Source organism: Flavobacterium glucosi (assembly GCF_048286535.1).
Lineage (GTDB): Bacteria > Bacteroidota > Bacteroidia > Flavobacteriales > Flavobacteriaceae > Flavobacterium.
In genome coordinates, this window is record NZ_JBLVPK010000004.1 from 248035 (window position 1) to 262211 (window position 14177).

The 14177-nt window shown below is 35.6% G+C and carries 15 protein-coding genes; 9 read left to right on the forward strand and 6 right to left on the reverse strand.

Features of this window, described 5'->3' with window-relative positions:
* Window positions 1-17 precede the first annotated feature (17 nt).
* From ACNQGD_RS09245 to idi, 4 genes are all read right to left on the reverse strand, one after another.
* On the reverse strand, window positions 18-980 hold the full coding sequence (locus ACNQGD_RS09245) for a type I phosphomannose isomerase catalytic subunit (protein ID WP_417997630.1): 963 nt from the start codon (window positions 978-980) through the stop codon (window positions 18-20).
* 150 nt (window positions 981-1130) lie between these two features.
* Window positions 1131-1589, reverse strand: a complete 459-nt coding sequence (locus ACNQGD_RS09250; protein ID WP_417997631.1) for a peroxiredoxin — start codon at window positions 1587-1589, stop codon at window positions 1131-1133.
* The gene (locus ACNQGD_RS09255) at window positions 1589-1999 is read right to left on the reverse strand and encodes a 6-pyruvoyl trahydropterin synthase family protein (RefSeq protein ID WP_417999090.1); all 411 of its coding nucleotides are present in this window, start codon (window positions 1997-1999) and stop codon (window positions 1589-1591) included. The genes ACNQGD_RS09250 and ACNQGD_RS09255 overlap by 1 nt, the downstream gene beginning before the upstream one ends.
* 86 nt (window positions 2000-2085) lie before the next feature.
* Complete coding sequence (gene idi, locus ACNQGD_RS09260) at window positions 2086-2613, reverse strand: isopentenyl-diphosphate Delta-isomerase (protein WP_417994123.1); 528 nt, start codon at window positions 2611-2613, stop codon at window positions 2086-2088.
* 167 nt (window positions 2614-2780) lie between these two features.
* Between idi and ACNQGD_RS09265 the strand changes: the two genes are divergently transcribed.
* The 8 genes from ACNQGD_RS09265 (at window position 2781) to ACNQGD_RS09300 (ending at window position 9828) form a co-directional block, all read left to right on the forward strand.
* On the forward strand, window positions 2781-3242 hold the full coding sequence (locus tag ACNQGD_RS09265; RefSeq protein WP_417999091.1) for a GNAT family N-acetyltransferase: 462 nt from the start codon (window positions 2781-2783) through the stop codon (window positions 3240-3242).
* Window positions 3243-3390: 148 nt separating this feature from the next.
* Window positions 3391-3951 (forward strand): peptide-methionine (R)-S-oxide reductase MsrB, encoded by a 561-nt coding sequence (gene msrB / locus ACNQGD_RS09270; protein WP_417999092.1) that lies wholly within the window; start codon window positions 3391-3393, stop codon window positions 3949-3951.
* A gap of 18 nt (window positions 3952-3969) precedes the next feature.
* Window positions 3970-4596: a peptide-methionine (S)-S-oxide reductase MsrA gene (msrA, locus tag ACNQGD_RS09275; protein WP_417999093.1), complete on the forward strand. Its 627-nt coding sequence runs from the start codon at window positions 3970-3972 to the stop codon at window positions 4594-4596.
* 208 nt (window positions 4597-4804) lie between these two features.
* A complete protein-coding gene (locus ACNQGD_RS09280) occupies window positions 4805-6115 on the forward strand; it encodes an amidohydrolase (RefSeq protein ID WP_417999094.1) in 1311 nt (436 codons plus the stop codon).
* Window positions 6116-6467: 352 nt separating this feature from the next.
* On the forward strand, window positions 6468-7253 hold the full coding sequence (locus ACNQGD_RS09285) for a CHAD domain-containing protein (protein ID WP_417999095.1): 786 nt from the start codon (window positions 6468-6470) through the stop codon (window positions 7251-7253).
* A gap of 81 nt (window positions 7254-7334) precedes the next feature.
* Window positions 7335-8420, forward strand: coding sequence for a glycoside hydrolase family 130 protein (locus ACNQGD_RS09290; protein ID WP_417999096.1), 1086 nt, complete (start codon window positions 7335-7337; stop codon window positions 8418-8420).
* A gap of 47 nt (window positions 8421-8467) precedes the next feature.
* Complete coding sequence (locus ACNQGD_RS09295) at window positions 8468-8953, forward strand: nuclear transport factor 2 family protein (protein ID WP_417999097.1); 486 nt, start codon at window positions 8468-8470, stop codon at window positions 8951-8953.
* 635 nt (window positions 8954-9588) lie between these two features.
* Entirely contained in the window at window positions 9589-9828 is a 240-nt protein-coding gene (locus tag ACNQGD_RS09300; RefSeq protein ID WP_417999098.1) for a cupin domain-containing protein, read from the forward strand.
* Between the two features lie 84 nt (window positions 9829-9912).
* Here the strand turns inward: ACNQGD_RS09300 and ACNQGD_RS09305 are convergent, their stop codons facing one another.
* The gene (locus ACNQGD_RS09305) at window positions 9913-11475 is read right to left on the reverse strand and encodes an NAD(P)/FAD-dependent oxidoreductase (RefSeq protein WP_417999099.1); all 1563 of its coding nucleotides are present in this window, start codon (window positions 11473-11475) and stop codon (window positions 9913-9915) included.
* 188 nt (window positions 11476-11663) lie between these two features.
* Between ACNQGD_RS09305 and ACNQGD_RS09310 the strand changes: the two genes are divergently transcribed.
* Entirely contained in the window at window positions 11664-11906 is a 243-nt protein-coding gene (locus tag ACNQGD_RS09310; RefSeq protein ID WP_417999100.1) for a hypothetical protein, read from the forward strand.
* 69 nt (window positions 11907-11975) lie between these two features.
* Here ACNQGD_RS09310 and recQ read toward each other — a convergent pair whose 3' ends face one another.
* Complete coding sequence (recQ, locus tag ACNQGD_RS09315; protein WP_417996921.1) at window positions 11976-14171, reverse strand: DNA helicase RecQ; 2196 nt, start codon at window positions 14169-14171, stop codon at window positions 11976-11978.
* Window positions 14172-14177: the final 6 nt, after the last annotated feature.

The window sequence follows — 14177 nt, forward strand, 5'->3', positions numbered from 1 at the left end:
AATCTTTCTATTACCGACTATGAAATGTAAATTTCTAAAATTGAAGCTTTTCCATTGAGAATGAATGCATTCATTACCGCAGGAATCAAAACAGTATCTCCTTTTTTATATTGCAATTTTGAATTGTTGTATTCCAGTTCAAATGTTCCTTCTGTACACATATAAACCGTAAAGGTTTTTCCAGATTTAGAAACCGGAATTTCTCCGTCTAACGGAATAAAATTAGTTGTAAAATAAGAACAGTCCACAATTTCGTTTGAATGGTTTATGTTCTTCGTATATTCTTTCTTAGTTTCTACTTTATTATAATTAATGGCCTCCAGAGCCAAATCAACATGTAATTCTCTAGTATTACCATTGGCGTCAACCCTGTCAAAATCATAGAGACGATACGTAATATCCGAAGTTTGTTGAATCTCGGCAACTACCAATCCAGCACCAATCGCGTGAACCGTTCCAGTTTCTAAAAAGAAAACATCGCCTGATTTTACTTTTACAGCATCCAGAATAGAAAGTAAAGTTTTGCTTTTTAGCTGTTCTAAATAATCGTTAGCATTCGATTTTTCTTTGAAACCCACAATAATTCTGGCATCCTCATCAGCTTGCATAATGTACCACATTTCGGTTTTACCAAAAGAGTTGTGTCGTTTTTTAGCCAACTCATCATTAGGATGCACTTGAATAGACAAATCTTCACGAGCATCTAAGTATTTGAAAAGCAATGGAAATTGTTTTCCAAATCTGGCATGAACTTCTGTTCCTAGTATTTCATCCGGAGAATCATTGATAATTTCAGTCAATGATTTCCCTTTCCATTCTCCGTTCGCAACAACACTTACATCACCTTCAACTGTAGACAACTCCCAACTTTCCCCTGTAATCGTTGACGTAATTGGTTTATTGAGTACTGTTTTAAGTTTTTCACCTCCCCATATTCTTTCTTTTAAAATGGGTTCAAATTGTAATGGATAAAATTTCATTTAAGTGTGTGTTTTTGAATTATAAATGTATAAAATCAATGTTTTTTTTGCCAAAATATATTAAAATTTAATCTTTTGAGACGATTTTCAACAATCAAACAGCAACTAAATGCAAATTAAGATAAAACAATGTATAATACAATTTTAAATCTATGATACAAATTTCTGGATGGCTTGAAGCGCTTTCGAAATGTGTTTAGCCGCTAGTATACTATCAAATATCATTTGAATGACTCCGTTTTTATCGGTAACATACGTAACTCGTCCGGGAAGTAATCCAAACAATCCGGAGGGAACCCCAAAAAGATTTTTGATTTTTTTATCATCGTCTGATAAAAGAATAAAAGGCAATTTAAATTGAGTGCTAAACTGTTGATGAGAACTGACGCTATCACTGCTAATTCCAATCACCTCCGCACCCAATGCCGTGAAGTCTTCGTATTGATCTCTAAAGCTACATGCCTCGGCGGTGCAGCCCGGAGTATTATCTTTTGGATAAAAATAAATAACCAGAGGTTTTTTCCCCACAATGTTTTGACTGTCAAAATCATTGCCGTTTGCATCTTTCGCTTTAAAATTGGGGATGGTATCGCCTACTTTTAGTCCCATTATTGACCTTTATACGTTACAAAATTTCGTGGCGTTTCATAAAGAATAACCTCCAATTCAAACTCAGGGTTGATTCTTTTTCTGATTTTATTCCAAATTACGACAACAATATTTTCGGCAGTTGGATTCAAATCCTGAAACTCAGGTACGTCAATATTCAGATTTTTGTGATCAAACTGATCCTCAACATCCTCTTTAATGATATCACTCAAGAATTTTACATCCATGACATAACCGGTTTCTGGGTCAATTTCGCCAGTTACACCTACTATCAATTCATAGTTATGCCCGTGAAAATTAGGATTATTACACTTCCCGAAAATAGCATCATTTTGTTCGAAAGTCCAATCTTTTCTGTATAATCTGTGTGCCGCATTAAAATGGGCTTTCCGTGAAATGGTAACTTTCATAATTTCAGATTTCAGATTTCAGATTTCTCATGTTGCGAAATCTAAAGTCTTTTATGTTAATATATTTTTAACCGCTATTGGCAATTCTATATTTTATGTTCCTCAAGAAAATAATAAAACTCATCGAAGATAATCTTGAACCAAACCGTATACAACTCCGGATGAACTTCCATATCCTCTTTAACAGCGTCAATTTTCATCCACTTCCAGTCTTCTACTTCCTCCGCGTTTATTTCCGGTGCATCATTATAATAACCAATCATGACATGATCGAGTTCGTGTTCTGTCAATCCATTGTCAAAAGGAGCTTTGTATATAAAATGAAAAAGTTCTTTAAGTTCTGTTTTAAAACCCATTTCTTCAAATAACCTTCGGCTTCCCGCTTGAATATTTGTTTCTCCCTCGCGCTGATGGCTGCAACAGGTATTGGTCCAAAGCAAAGGGGAATGGTATTTTTGATGTGCGCGTTGCTGCAACATAATTTCATTTTTGCTGTTTAAAACAAAAACTGAAAAAGCACGATGCAAAACCGCTTTTTCATGTGCTTCAAGCTTAGGCATTAACCCTATCTGCTCATCATTTTCATTAACTAATATTACGTTTTCTTCTAACATATAAATCTATTACTTGTCAAAAATACAAAAAAGATAATTAGGGACGGGGGCTTTAACGTTCTGTTTCGTTTTGTTGAAGTGTAATTATTTTTAGGCCGTCCAAATAAAATTAACACTCTATTTTCACCGATTCTTTTGTATTTTTATAACAAATTATAAGTAGTATCATGAACATGATTACCATCCGAAAAGCACACCATAACGATTTAAAAAAACTCCTCGAATTCGAACAGGGAATTATTACCGCCGAACGTCCATTTGACCCTACTTTAAAAGCAGAAAAAATAAATTATTATGATATCGAAAAAATGATTTCAGCTCCTGATATTGAAGTACTAGTAGCCGAAATTGGCTCAGAGCTTGTCGGCTCTGGATATGCCCGAATAGAAACTGCAAAGCCTTATTTAAATCATCTGAACTATGCTTATTTAGGATTTATGTATACCGATGCGAATCACAGAGGAAAAGGAATAAATGCCAAAATTATTGAAGGGCTCAAAAACTGGTGTAATCTTCAGGACGTATTCGAAATCAGGCTGGATGTATACAATGACAATGCTTCGGCAATTAAGGCGTATGAGAAATCAGGGTTCAAAAAACACCTTATCCACATGCGAATGGTTTTATAATAATAAGGTTTTGTTAATTTTAAATCCAGAACTGTCTTTTATCCGTAAATAACGATAGTTAAAACTTACTTAAATAACTACTAATTGCAAAATAGGCGACATTTTTTGATTCAAAAGCGCTTTACATTTGTATTATAAAAAGAAAATTATGAGAACAACAACCCGTATTTTAAGCATCTTATTTTTGCTTCCTTTATTCATGTTCACTGCCTGTGGACAAACCACAAACAAAAAAAACACTACAAAAAAATCGATTACAATGGAAAATTCTATTAACAAACCCGAAAACCCGTATTATTCTAATACTGATACAACAAAACTTAAGGTTAGTGATGCCGAATGGAAAAAAGTTTTACCAGAAGATGTCTATGAAGTAACCCGTAATGCGGATACCGAAAGACCTTTTACAGGAAAATATTGGGACACAGATGAAAAAGGAACCTATTATTGTGCTGCTTGCGGCAACAAACTATTTCGCTCTGGCGCCAAATTTTCAAGCAACTGTGGCTGGCCAAGCTTTTTTGAACAAGACAACAAAAACAGTGTTATTTACAAAACCGACAATTCTCTTGGGATGGAGCGAATTGAAGTTCTTTGTGGAAGATGTAACGGTCATTTAGGACATCTTTTTGATGATGGACCTGCGCCAACCGGAAAAAGATACTGCATGAATTCTATCGCACTTGACTTTATTCCTGATTCAAAATAAAAATAAATACTATCTACGATGAAAAATATATTTTTAATAGTTCTATTGGCTTCAATTGGTATGTTTGGACAAAACAGCACAACTGATAAAACTAAAAAACAATCCAATTTTGAAACCATCACATTGGCCGGTGGGTGTTACTGGTGCGTGGAGGCTGTATATGAAAATCTTATTGGAGTAAAATCGGCAGTATCAGGATACGCTGGCGGAAAAATCGCTAATCCTACTTATGAGGATGTTTCTACCGGAAGATCCGGTTATGCCGAAGTGGTTCAGCTCACCTATGATAAAAACGCAACGAATCTGGATGAGATTTTCAAAGTTTTCTTTACCGTACATGACCCAACCACATTAAACCGTCAAGGCGCCGATGTAGGAACACAATATCGTTCTGCTATTTTTTATAAAAATGAAGCACAAAAAAAAGCAGCACAAACGATCATCGCTGCAATGAAAAAAGCTGGAATTTATGACGGTACGATAGTTACAACATTAGAACCGTTGACTAAATTTTACAAAGCCGAAGACTACCATCAGAATTATTATACCAACAATAAAAGTCAACCGTATTGCCAAATGGTAATTCAACCTAAAATGGAAAAATTTGAAAAGCTTTTTAAAAGCCGATTAAAGAAGCAAAAATAAATTATTTAGCTACCGCCTTGTTATTATAAACAAGGCGTTTTTTTTTATATTTTACTTAAAAAAAGATACTTTACCGTACTATTTAAAATTGCGGTAAGGCAACATAATTTTGCTATATTTGTTTTGATTAACCTTATGTATTACCAAAACAGGAAGAATTTTAATTGAAACACTTGCTGTTATAGAACCCGAATTTACACCACAACTAATGAAAAAAATTATTCTTTTTACAGGATTATTCACTTTCTCCATTTTTGCATCTGCACAAAATACAGCACTAAAAGCTAAAATTGCTCAAAAGGCCGCTTCTTTAGAATCCAAAGTTATTACTTGGCGAAGAGACTTTCACCAAAACCCGGAATTAGGAAATCGAGAATTTAAAACCGCCGAAAAAATAGCAGCACACCTGCGTTCTCTTGGAATTGAAGTACAAACCGGAGTAGGAAAAACTGGAGTTGTTGGTATTCTAAAAGGAGGAAAACCAGGTCCGGTTGTTGCCCTAAGAGCAGATATTGATGCACTACCTGTAAAAGAACGAGCAAACATTCCTTTTGCTTCTAAAGCAGAAGGCGAATACAATGGTAACTTAGTTCCTATCATGCACGCTTGTGGGCACGATACGCACATTGCAATTTTAATGGGAACTGCCGAAATTCTAGCAGCTGTGAAAAATGACTTAAAAGGAACTGTTAAATTCATTTTTCAGCCTGCCGAAGAAGGACCGCCTGAAGGCGAAGAAGGAGGAGCAGAATTGATGATAAAAGAAGGCGTTCTTAATAACCCCAAAGTAGATGTTATTTTTGGATTGCATATTAATGCGCAGACAGAAGTAGGTAAAATAAAGTACCGTCCAAAAGGCACAATGGCAGCATCAGATTGGTTTAAAATAAAAATAATGGGCAAACAAACGCATGGTGCTTATCCATGGCTTGGTATTGACCCAATTGTTACGGCCTCTCAGATTATAATGGGATTGCAAACTATTGTTAGCCGAAATGTAAATATAACAGAATCTGCTGCAGTTGTAAGTGTTGGACAAATAAATGCAGGGGTACGCAGCAATGTCATTCCGGAGGAACTTATAATGAATGGAACCATTCGTTCTCTGGACATCAAAGTACAGCAGATGGTTCATTCCAGAATAAAACAGATTGCAACAGCAATAGCCGAAAGTGCCGGAGCCACTGCCGATGTGACTATAACCAACAAAACTGCTATTACCTACAACGACCCCTCATTGACCGAAAAAATGATCCCAACATTAGAAGCTCTTGCAGGAAAAGAGAATGTTTTACTGACTCCTGCTGTTACAGGTGCCGAAGATTTTTCATTTTATCAGGAAAAAATACCGGGTCTTTATTTCTTTTTGGGAGGCGCTCCTAAAGGCAAGCCAATATCAGAAACTGCTCCACATCATACTCCTGATTTTTATATTGATGAAAGTAGTTTTGTGTTAGGAATGAAAGCAATGTCTGACCTGACTATAGATTATATGGAAATGAATCCTAAAAAAAAATAAGTAATTATATAAAGCAAATGCACTAATGAGGTATTGCCAATTGACAATCAACACCTGAATAGGAAAAACACAAAAAATGTCTCACTACAATGAGGCATTTTTTAATTATATATATAAAAAATCTAATGGAACAACTTGAATTACCGTGTATAAATTCATATATTTATACTGATTTCCAATAACTTAAAATGATCCTGCCTTTAACGGGCATCATTTCGGTGGGATGTATTTTTTCTGGTGACTTTTTTGGATCATCATCCTCAATTGGGTATTTGCAACTCCCTATAACTTTCTTGGCCAGCGAACAAAAAAGGAAACTTCATTGGATGTTCTAAAATAATATTTATAAAAGATGAAAGCACTTAAAACATATTTTAAAAAACGAAAAAGTGCCACAAACCTTATTTTAGAAAAATCTCCAAAATCCTATACTCCGGAGACCTTCCATAGCCTTCGAGTAGAAATCAAGAAAATAAACGCTTTATTTGATTTGTTAAACTATTGCTCTAAAAAATTTGACCATAAAAAAAACTACTCCTCTTTTAAACTTATTTTTAAACAGACGGGAAGAATAAGAGACCTTCAAATAGAACAATCCTTACTTGCTGAACAGCCTAATTTTCATTTGCTGCAAGCGTACAGCGATCATTTAAAAAAACTCGAAACCAAAGAACTGAAACGTTTCTTCGCAATTTCGACTAAGAGCTTCGTTGTCAAATTTAAAAAAAAGCACAGTAAAATAATTCCTTTACTTACTAAAGTTGGTAAAAAAAAGGTTAACCGGTATATGGATAAAAAAAGACGGGAAATTAAAAAATTAATGTGCAAAACCAAGTTTAAAAAGACGCAAATACATACTTTTCGCAAACGATTAAAAACGTACCAATACAACGAAAAAATCCTACGTTGCAAATCACAAAACCAATCGTTGGGAGGCAAAAATATTTTATCGGATTTACTTGGAGAATGGCATGATTACGAAGTTATCATCAGTCATTTGAAAAAAGGCATTAAGTCAAATGAGACAATTCCAAGCGAAACGAAAGAACTTCAAGTAACTAAAGCACTATTAACTTCAAAAATAGAATTGTTATTCGATAAAATAAATGCAACTTTACCTTACCAGACTCTTTTATAAATATTTGAGATCCCTAAAAACTAAAAACCTTACTTAATAACTGTAGGAATCGTGCGTTCCTCCAAAACTATTTTGAACATTATGAAACAAACCATTACGCTATTATTCTTGTTTATTCTAGTCGGTTGCGGCAGTAATTCCTCATATAAATCCGAAACAAAAAACAAGGATTGGGCGATGCTCAACTTTGTAAAAGTAGACAGCCTTAACCCTATTTTAGAACCTCAATTAAATCAAGTTTTTCAATCTCCAATAAGCAACAAGCTAGTACACTGGGAAGAACGAAATGTTCTTAATCCATCGGCTATTGTCAAAGACGGAAAAGTATATCTTATCTATAGAGCACAAGATAAAGACATGACGTCAAGATTAGGACTGGCTATCAGCGAAGATGGACTGCACTTTAAAAAACAAGCGGCTCCGATATTCTATCCGGACAACGACACGATGAAACAGTATGAATGGAAAGGTGGCGTTGAGGATCCAAGAATCATAGAAAGTGAGAATGGAACTTACATCATGACCTATACTTCATACGATGGTAAAACAGCCCGACTTTGTTTAGCCAGCTCAAAAGATTTAAAAACATGGACAAAACACGGTTTGGTTTTAAATGAGGAAAAACACAAAGATTTGTGGTCAAAATCTGGAGCTATAGTTTGTAAATTAGAGGGCGATAAAATCATAGCTACAAAAATCAAAGGCAAATATTGGATGTATTTTGGGGATACTGATTTGTACCTGGCAACCTCTGAAGATCTCATCCATTGGAAAGTGGCCGAAAATGAAGAAACCAAAAAAATGGTTACCGTTTTACATCCTCGAATGGGTTATTTTGACAGTCGTTTAGTAGAACCTGGTCCTTTTGCTTTAGTACAAAAACAAGGTATTGTACTGATTTATAACGGAAGTAATGCGGCTAATTACAATGATTCTAATTTACCTAAATTCACGTATGCAGCAAGCCAAGCACTTTTTGACAAAGAAAAGCCCTATAAATTAATAGACCGAATGGAGGATCATTTCATTCATCCGGACAAGCCTTATGAAAAAACAGGCGAAGTAAACGAAGTTTGCTTTGTAGAAGGATTGGTTTATTTTAAAAAACAATGGTTTCTATATTATGGAACCGCTGATTCCAAAATTGCTGTAGCTGTTAAAAAATAAAGACAACCATTTCACAGGTAACAAAAATCAATTCGAAGTAAATCCCGATGAAACAGAACCGATTCAAACGTTACTATTATTTAAATCTAATTCTTGCATTCGTTTTTTTCAACACTGCGACTGCACAAGAAAAAAAAGTAGCACCAACATCAACAGAATTATACAGGGAAATAGAGCAAATGGACGAGATGATGTTTGAAGCGTTCAACAAGAAAGAATTCGAAAAATTCAAATCTTTGTTTACTGAGGATTTAGAATGGTTTCAAGACAATGGCGGATTGCTTTCGTATGAAACCGTTTTTACTAATTTTTCGAATATGTTTAACAATGAAAATAAACTAACCCGAAAACTAGTCAAAGGAACGCTGGAAGTCCATCCTATTAAAGACTACGGAGCAATTGAAATTGGCGTACACGAATTCCGACATATGGAAAACGGAAAAGAAGAAATTGGAACGTTTAAATTTCTTATGATTTGGAAGAAAAAAGACAATCAATGGAAGATATCCAGAGTAATCAGCTACGACCATTAAGTCTATATCACAAATTTTGTTGTTGTTTTGGTAATTAAAACCGACGCAATTCCTACTGCATCAGGAATAAAGTAAAAAATAATACATAGCTTTAATTATACAAAATCCGTTTTTAAAAATTTAAAGACGTATTTTTTCATGTAAAAAAATATTTATAACCATAAATAACTAAATATCAATTACTTAAATAAAAATAAAGATGTGCTATTTAACATTTAACCCATTTTTTTTGTAAATTAGTAGTACCCCGAAAACCATTTATTGCGTTTCGAAAGTTCAAATGAATTGCTAGGCAAGAGTTTGCACCATCCTGAAAAATTGACATTACTATTTTAATTGAACTGTATAGAAAATTAATTAAAGTATCACCAAATTCCTTTATTTCTAATTAAAAATGGTGTGTTAGTAAAAGAAAGAAACTGAAATATATATTTTCTAATGGACAACATAACATTGTCCACTTTAAGTCTAATCAATAAAAATGAAATAAAATGAAAGCTATTAAAATGATTTCGATCTCGCTGCTCATTGGATTATCCCTACTATTGAGCTCAAGCGTGTATGCACAAGATCCTATGAAAGCAGGTCCGAAGGTGTATAAAAAAATTCTCCTTGAGAATGATAAAGTGAGGGTCATGTCTGCAGAATTTGCCCCAGGCGCAACAATGCCATGGCATAGCCATCCGCATCACACCGTGTATGCTTTGACCGGTGGTAAAATTCAAATCACAGAAAAAGGCAAGCCAGCAACCGAATCTAATATCAAAGCTGGTGACGTACTGTATTTCCCTCCAGTAACGCACATGGCAAAAAACACAGGAACTACCACATTCAAGATTGTTGTGACAGAAATAAAACCTGCCAAGAAAAAATAATCCAATCCTATTTTAAAAACACTAAAGATGCAGCCCTTATCAGGCTGCTTCTTTAAATAATAATAGCTTGTATCGCTTAAAAAATTATTTCCCTATACTCTCTTTTATCATTAACGCACATTTCTCACCATCGATTGCTGCAGAAATAATTCCGCCGGCATATCCTGCGCCTTCTCCACAAGGATACAAACCTTTTATCTGAACGTGCTCGTAAGTCAAAGGATCTCTGGGAATACGCACTGGCGAAGACGTTCTGGATTCTGGTGCATGAAGTATCGCTTCGTTTGTCAAATAACCGCGCATGGATTTTCCAAATTCAGTGAATCCTTCTCGCAATATTTGCGTTAAAAATCCGGGAAAAACCTGTCCCATTTCTACAGAAGTTGTTCCGGGAACATAAGACGTTTTAGGAATGTCAGACGAAACTCTGTTTTGCGTAAAATCAATCATGCGTTGTGCAGGAACTTTTTGGCTTTCACCGGCCAAGTGCCAAGCGCGTTGCTCAATACTTTTTTGGAATTCCATTCCAGCCAAAGCACCAAATTTAGCAAAAGGTTTAAAATCTTCCAGCTGCAATTCAATTACAATTCCGGAATTGGCGGTAGCCTGATCCCTTTTGGATGGCGACCAACCATTGGTAACCACTTCGCCGGGACTTGTCGCACAAGGCGCAATCACACCACCAGGACACATACAGAAGGAATACATTCCCCTGCCTCCTACTTGTTTCACAATAGAATATGGAGCCGGAGGTAAAAAGTCACCACGATAATCACAACTGTATTGAATACTGTCAATCAAAGATTGAGGATGCTCTGCCCGTACGCCCAAGGCAAAAGGCTTGGCTTCTATAAAAATCTTTTTTCTATCCAATAATTCGAAAACATCACGGGCAGAATGTCCTGTGGCCAAAATAAGTTTATTGGCAAGAATCGTATCTCCTTTTTGAGTAACGATGCCTTGGACTTCATTATTTTTTATTAAAATATCGGTCAATCGGGTTTCGAACAAAACTTCTCCGCCACATTCGATGATTTTCTCCCGAATATCCTGAATGATTTGAGGCAATTTATTGGTCCCAATATGTGGGTGCGCTTCAATCAGAATATCTTCTGAAGCACCAAAAGCGACAAACAATTCCAAAACACGGGTAACATCACCTCTTTTTTTAGAACGCGTGTACAACTTCCCGTCTGAATAGGTTCCTGCTCCGCCTTCGCCAAAACAATAATTGGAATCTTCATTCACAAGATGATCCACATTGATCGCTTTCAAATCTCTTCTTCTGCCTCTTACGTCTTTTCCACGCTCGATAACTACGGGCTTCAAACCCAATTCTATCAATTGCAAGGCTGCAAAAAGTCCGGCAGGTCCAGCACCTACTACAATTACTTCTTGAGCTGCAGCTACATTACCATAATCCGGAAGTTGTATTTTTTGCTCTTGAAAAGGTTCTCCTTTAAAATAGATTGCAACCTTAAGATTTATTTTTATGGTTTTTTGACGGGCATCAACGGATCTTTTTAAAATAGAAACATGCTGAATTTCATTGACAGAAACGGTAATTTGTTTCGATAAATGATTTTTCAGTAGCAAATCATTTGCTGCAATTTCCGGAGAGACTTGTAATAAAAGTTCTTGAGGCATTATATGTTGTTTATTCGTTGATTTGGTTAATCGATTATTCGAAAAACAAAGTACAAAAATAGTATTTTGAAGTGACTTCTTCTTGTAGAAAACAGAATCCGTTTTCAAATTTTAAAATTGACCAATTTTCGAATTAGACTTTGTAACTTTGGCGCTTTAAAACTATGAACCTTTGTAACTGAAAATAGATGTCCAGAAAAATAAAACTGATTTGGGATTTCCGTGGTCCGGCTGCTGCAAAAACTGCCGAACACCATGAAATTCATTTAAAAGAATACATTGCTATTGAAAAACTACCGTTGAATATCACGGGATTCGAGATTCAAGGCGAAATGCAAGCCATTGCTTTCATGGTAGTAACGGACGAGAACATGATTCAGGTTCGAGATGCTTTGAAACCGCATCGTGGAGAGCTTTATGTCGAAAGTTAAAAGTCTTAAAGTCGAAAGCTCGAACACAAACATTAGAACTTTAAGACTTTTGACTTTCCAACTTTAAGACTAATTAGCAACCTCGCTGATGAATTTAATTCGCATCAAGCGCAATTCATCAATATCATAATCGCCATCAAATTCTTTGAGTGCGTTTTCTATATTATCGGATTCAGATTCCATAAAATAATCCTGAATTTCTTCCTGCTGATCATCGTCAAGCATATCATCAATCCAATATTTTATATTCAGTTTAGTTCCAGAATACACAATTTGCTCCATTTCTTTAATCAAAGCATCCATATTGATGCCTTTGGCAGAAGCAATATCAGTGAGGGATAATTTCCTGTCAATATTTTGGATAATATACAGTTTATTTACAGAGTTCACTCCTGTTGATTTCACCACTAAATCCTCTGGACGGACGATCTCATTCTCTTGTACATATCGGCTGATTAATTCTAAAAATTCCTTTCCGTATTTTTTAGCTTTTCCTTCCCCAACACCATGAATATTAATTAATTCTTCTTGAGAAACAGGGTATTTCAAAGCCATATCTTCGAGTGATGGATCTTGAAAAACCACAAACGGAGGAACGCCTAATTTCTTAGCGACTTTTTTACGCAAATCACGCAACATACCCATCAATAATTCATCGGCAGTTCCGGTAGATTTTGAAGCCGTTACAATCGCCTCATCCACAGATTCGTTGTATTCATGATCTTCAGACATCATAAAGGATTCTCGGTTTTTAATAAAATCCAGTCCCTTCTGGGTGATTTTTACGATACCATAGGTTTCAATATCTTTCGATAAAAACCCTGCAACAAGAACTTGTCGCAATAAGGCCATCCAGTATTTTTCATCATGATCTGAACCACATCCAAAAAAGGACTGCGTATCTGTTCTATGTGCTTTTATGACTGCATTGACACGGCCTATTAAGGTAAAAACAACTTCTTTCGATTTATATAAATGCTTTGTATCTCGAACTACTTCCAGTAGTTTCACGACTTCATCTATGGCTTCAACTTTTGTTTTTGGATTTCGAACGTTGTCATCCATATCTGCACCATCGCCATTAACATCATCAAATTCTTCTCCGAAATAATGAAGTAGGAATCTCCTTCTGGACATAGAGGTTTCGGCGTAAGCCACAACTTCCTGTAACAAAGCAAATCCTATTTCCTGTTCTGCCACGGGTTTCCCCGACATGAATTTTTCTAATTTCTCTACATCTTTATAAGAGTAGTAGGCTAAACAATGGCCCTCTCCGCCATCACGACCACCGCGTCCGGTTTCCTGATAGTAACTTTCGAGTGATTTTGGAATATCGTGATGAATCACAAAACGCACATCCGGCTTGTCGATTCCCATCCCAAAAGCAATGGTTGCCACTACCACATCTACATCTTCCATAAGGAACATATCTTGATGTTTAGCTCGGGTTTTAGCATCTAATCCTGCATGATACGGCACAGCACTTATTCCGTTTACCTGTAAAACTTCGGCAATAGCCTCTACTTTTTTACGGCTTAAGCAATAAATAATTCCGGATTTACCTTTATGTTGTTTGATGAAACGAATAATATCCGATTCTATATTTTTAGTTTTGGTACGTACTTCGTAATACAGATTAGGTCTGTTAAATGACGCTTTAAAAGTTGTGGCATCAGACATATCTAAGTTTTTCAGAATATCTTCCTGAACTTTTGGTGTAGCGGTTGCGGTAAGCCCAATAATAGGTACATCACCCAATTGCTTGATGATGTGTTTCAAATTCCTATATTCCGGTCTAAAATCATGTCCCCACTCCGAAATACAATGCGCTTCATCTATCGCTACAAAAGATATGGTAACATTTTTAAGAAAATTTACATACTCTTCCTTTGTCAAAGACTCAGGTGCAACATACAGCAACTTGGTCAATCCTGAAGTAATATCTTTTTTTACCTGGGCAATTTCGGTTTTAGTAAGAGAGGAATTTAAAACATGGGCAACGCCATTTTCAGAAGACAAACTTCTGATGGCATCCACTTGATTTTTCATTAAAGCTATAAGGGGCGAAACTACGATAGCAGTTCCCTCTTGAATCAAAGCGGGTAATTGATAACAAAGTGATTTTCCCGCTCCTGTAGGCATTATCACAAATGTATTCTGTTGATTTAGGATACTTTTTATGACTTGTTCCTGCAACCCCTTAAATTGGCTGAAGCCAAAATATTTCTTTAATTCTTTATGTATGTCAATTTCGTTTGAATTCATTCTTTA

Coding starts and splice junctions, on each gene's coding strand:
- ACNQGD_RS09300 (WP_417999098.1), top strand. CDS start 9,589: ATGTCTGCAGAATTTGCCCCAGGCGCAACAATGCCATGGCATAGCCAT.
- ACNQGD_RS09265 (WP_417999091.1), top strand. CDS start 2,781: ATGAACATGATTACCATCCGAAAAGCACACCATAACGATTTAAAAAAA.
- ACNQGD_RS09245 (WP_417997630.1), bottom strand. CDS start 980: ATGAAATTTTATCCATTACAATTTGAACCCATTTTAAAAGAAAGAATA.
- ACNQGD_RS09290 (WP_417999096.1), top strand. CDS start 7,335: ATGAAACAAACCATTACGCTATTATTCTTGTTTATTCTAGTCGGTTGC.
- ACNQGD_RS09310 (WP_417999100.1), top strand. CDS start 11,664: ATGTCCAGAAAAATAAAACTGATTTGGGATTTCCGTGGTCCGGCTGCT.
- ACNQGD_RS09305 (WP_417999099.1), bottom strand. CDS start 11,475: ATGCCTCAAGAACTTTTATTACAAGTCTCTCCGGAAATTGCAGCAAAT.
- idi (WP_417994123.1), bottom strand. CDS start 2,613: ATGTTAGAAGAAAACGTAATATTAGTTAATGAAAATGATGAGCAGATA.
- recQ (WP_417996921.1), bottom strand. CDS start 14,171: ATGAATTCAAACGAAATTGACATACATAAAGAATTAAAGAAATATTTT.
- msrB (WP_417999092.1), top strand. CDS start 3,391: ATGAGAACAACAACCCGTATTTTAAGCATCTTATTTTTGCTTCCTTTA.
- msrA (WP_417999093.1), top strand. CDS start 3,970: ATGAAAAATATATTTTTAATAGTTCTATTGGCTTCAATTGGTATGTTT.
- ACNQGD_RS09250 (WP_417997631.1), bottom strand. CDS start 1,589: ATGGGACTAAAAGTAGGCGATACCATCCCCAATTTTAAAGCGAAAGAT.
- ACNQGD_RS09280 (WP_417999094.1), top strand. CDS start 4,805: ATGAAAAAAATTATTCTTTTTACAGGATTATTCACTTTCTCCATTTTT.
- ACNQGD_RS09285 (WP_417999095.1), top strand. CDS start 6,468: ATGAAAGCACTTAAAACATATTTTAAAAAACGAAAAAGTGCCACAAAC.
- ACNQGD_RS09295 (WP_417999097.1), top strand. CDS start 8,468: ATGAAACAGAACCGATTCAAACGTTACTATTATTTAAATCTAATTCTT.
- ACNQGD_RS09255 (WP_417999090.1), bottom strand. CDS start 1,999: ATGAAAGTTACCATTTCACGGAAAGCCCATTTTAATGCGGCACACAGA.